Genomic DNA, 3,305 nt, shown 5'->3' on the forward strand with positions numbered 1-3,305 from the left:
GCGTGCCGTCGGTGCCGCCGGCCTGGCCGGCGGGCCCGGTGCTGCCGGGCGGGAGCTCGTCGACCAGCCGGCCGACCGGCTGGACCTTGCCGGCCGCGGCGAAGCCCCAGTCCAGCAGGGCGGCCGTCTCGTCGTACACCTTCTGGTAGTTGGCCGGGTGCATCACCGTCACCAGCAGGGTGCGGCCGTCGCGCTCGGCGGCGCCGACGAAGGTCGAGCCGGCGTTGGTGGTGGTGCCGTTCTTCACCCCGATCAGGCCCGGGTACTTGCCCAGCAGCCGGTCGGTGTTGGCGATCCCGAAGCTGCCGCGCTGGCCGGTGTTCCGGTCGACGGCGCCCGGGAACATCGCGTCCCGGGTGGCGCAGTACGTCCGGAAGTCCGCGTTGCGCAGGCCGGCCCGGGCGAACAGCGACAGGTCGTAGGCCGAGGAGACCTGGCCGTCCATGTCGTAGCCGTCCGGCGAGACCACCTTGGTGTCCCGCGCCTGGAGCGCGTCGGCGCGCGCCTGCATCTCGGCGACGGTCTGCTGGACGCCGCCGTTCATGTGCGCCAGGACGTGCACCGCGTCGTTGCCGGAGCTCAGGAACACCCCGCGCCACAGGTCCTCGACCCGGTAGTCCAGGTTCTCCTTGATGCCGACCAGGCTGCTGCCGGGGCCGATCCCCTGGATCTCCTCGTCGGCCACCCGGTGCACCGCGTTGCGGTCGAACTTGGGCAGCACGGTGTCCGCGAAGAGGATCTTCAGGGTGCTCGCCGGGGGCAGCCGCAGGTGCGGGTTGCTGGCCGCCAGCACCTCTCCTGACGCCGCGTCGGAGACTATCCAGGACTGGCCGGTGAGGTCGCCGGGCAGCGCCGGCGCGCCCGCCAGCGGGGCGACCTGCACCCCGGGGAGCCCGAGCCGCTCGCCGCCGACCGCGACCGACGGGGGCGGCTGCCCCGGGGCCGCGCCCGCCGGGGCGGCGAGCAGTACCGGCAGGGCCGCGGTGAGCGCGGCGCACAGGTGCGCGAACGTGAGACGGGGTGTGGGCACCAGCAGACCGTACCCACTCCGGGGTTCGGGCGCCCTCCCCCCGGGGCCCGTCCTCCGCAGGAGGGGCCCGCCGTACGCCGATCGGCGGCCGCGCATACTGGGGATGCACACCGCCTTCACACGCCGAGGACCCCCATGAAGCTCAGCCGCCGCACCTCCTGGTTCCTGACCGCCTTCGGGGTCTGGTCGATCATCATCTGGACGACCTTCGTCAAGAACCTCTGGAAGGACTCCGGCGGCCAGGCCTTCACCAACGGCGACCACTCCCAGCCCACCGCCTTCTTCTGGATCCACCTCCTCCTCGCCGTCACCTCCTTCGCCCTCGGCATCGCCGTCGGCACCATCGGCCTCCGCGGCCTCCGCGCCACCCGCCGCACCCCGGCCACCGACTGACAATCCCGTTGCCGCTGCCGGTCCCCACTGGCAGGATCCTCACCGCTTCCACATGGAACCGGTCCATTGGACACAAGGGGTGGGGAACCTCCATGACACTTCGACACGCCCGCCGAATCGGCGGGGCCACCGCGGCGGCGCTCGCCGCCGGCCTGTTCGCGGCGCCGGGCGCCGCCGCCGTACCGGGGAACGCGGTCACCGAACCGAAGGCGCTGCCCGCACCGGGCTTCGCCGCCACCGGCGTCCGCACCGACGCCTGCGACGACACCACCGCCCCGGGCTGGCTGGAGGTCGCCAACCCGGTGCTGACCGTCTCGGCCACCTCGCCGCAGGTGCGATTCAAGGTCTGGGACGACTCGACCCCGGAGCACGACAAGATCGTCGACACCACCGTCGACGTCACCGACGGCGCCGCGAAGGTGGCCACCAGCGCCCTGGCGGACGGCCACTCCTACTCCTGGCAGGCCTGGCCCGGGTACGACCCGGGCAGCGGCAAGCCCGCTCCGACCTGCCACTTCCGGGTCGACCTGACCCACCCGGGCCTGTCCGTCTCCTCCGCCGACTTCCCGGCGAGCGGCTCCGGTACCACCCCCGGCAAGTACGCCGGTGAGAACGGCGTCTTCACCCTCACCGGCCTCGACACAGCTCCGGCCGGCGGTCAGGCCTCCGGGGTGGCCTGCTACCAGTACGTGCTGAACGGTTCGCTGGGCGTCGGCTGGGACTGCGCCTCCGGGCACACCGTCAAGGCGGGCGCCGACGGCACCGCCCAGCTCACCCTCAAGCCCAAGGACTGGGGCACCAACCTCCTGACCGTCCAGGCCATGGACGACGCGGGCAACGTCGGCCAGCCCTTCACCTACTCCTTCTACGCGCCCTGGGACCCGCGCCCCAAGCCGGCCGTCCCCGGCGACGTCGACGGCGACGCCGTACCGGACATCCTGGTCCCGGACGCCCAGGGCAACCTGCAGGTCATCAGCGCCGCCGCCGAGAACGCCACCCCGACCTCCACGATCCCGGCCGCGCTCTCCCCGCAGCGTGCCGGGTGGCAGGACTTCCTGGCGCTGCACCGGGGCTGGGCCAACATCCACGGCCCCGGCGACGATCTGGTGGTGCGTCCCAAGGACAGCACCCAGCTGCTGTACATCTACTCCAACTGGAGCAAGGGCGACTTCAGCGACCGGCCGCCCACCCTCGCGTGGAAGCCGTCCGACTGCCTCGACGCCGCGGGCGCGCGGGGTGCCTGCCCCGAGGACTACACCGCGGACTGGTCGGCCGCCGACCAACTCGTCGCGGTGGGCGGCCGCTACGGCGCGGCCAGGCCGTCCCTGCCGACGCTCCTCTCGGTCGAGCACGGCAAGCTGTACGCCTACATCGACAAGGGCCGTGACTACGGCTACGCCCAGCCCGTCGCCACCACCGGCGACTGGAGCGGCTACGAGCTGATCGCCCCCGGCGCGGACGCCTCCGGCAACCTCACCGTGTGGGCGCGCGAGCGGGCCACCGGCACCCTGCACGCCTACCCGGTGACCAGGAAGGCCGACAACCTGCTCGACTTCACCGCCCTCGCCGACCCCTCGGCGAACGTGGTGGCCACGGGCTTCACCACCGCCGCCTACCCGACGCTCGACAGCGCGGGCGACGGGGACGGGGACGGCAAGCCGGACCTGTGGGCCGTCACTCCCGACCGGCACCTGGTGACCTTCAGCGGCTGGTCCGCGCCGAAGGACCTCGGCGCGCTGCGTTAGAGCCCGGGAACGCCGGAGGCCCCCGGCCCGATCGGAGGATCAGGGGCCTCGCTGCGGATGGCGCTGGCCGGGGACGCGGCGGGCGTGCTCCGGATGCTGCGCGAGGAGGGCTTCGTGAAGCCCTCGATCCGGCTGGA

3 protein-coding genes are annotated in these 3,305 nt (G+C 73.3%); 2 read left to right on the top strand and 1 reads right to left on the bottom strand.

Translation table 11 applies throughout. The annotated features are described in order from the left end of the window. The coding region (locus ABZW03_RS38920; protein ID WP_355269318.1) for a D-alanyl-D-alanine carboxypeptidase at positions 1-1,030 on the bottom strand (1,030 nt) is incomplete at its 3' end. Between the two features lie 135 nt (positions 1,031-1,165). On the opposite strand from ABZW03_RS38920, the gene ABZW03_RS38925 reads away from it, so the two are divergent. Both ABZW03_RS38925 and ABZW03_RS38930 read left to right on the top strand, forming a co-directional pair. Next, the gene (locus ABZW03_RS38925) at positions 1,166-1,423 is read left to right on the top strand and encodes a hypothetical protein (protein ID WP_355269320.1); all 258 of its coding nucleotides are present in this window, start codon (positions 1,166-1,168) and stop codon (positions 1,421-1,423) included. 92 nt (positions 1,424-1,515) lie between these two features. Then, positions 1,516-3,168 carry a hypothetical protein gene (locus ABZW03_RS38930; protein ID WP_355269321.1) on the top strand — a complete coding sequence of 551 codons (1,653 nt, stop codon included), beginning with the start codon at positions 1,516-1,518 and terminating at the stop codon, positions 3,166-3,168. Positions 3,169-3,305 lie beyond the last annotated feature (137 nt).

The sequence above is a fragment of the Kitasatospora sp. NPDC004799 genome (genome assembly GCF_040609095.1).
In the GTDB taxonomy this organism is placed as follows: Bacteria; Actinomycetota; Actinomycetes; order Streptomycetales; family Streptomycetaceae; genus Kitasatospora.

Coding starts and splice junctions, on each gene's coding strand:
- ABZW03_RS38930 (WP_355269321.1), top strand. CDS start 1,516: ATGACACTTCGACACGCCCGCCGAATCGGCGGGGCCACCGCGGCGGCG.
- ABZW03_RS38925 (WP_355269320.1), top strand. CDS start 1,166: ATGAAGCTCAGCCGCCGCACCTCCTGGTTCCTGACCGCCTTCGGGGTC.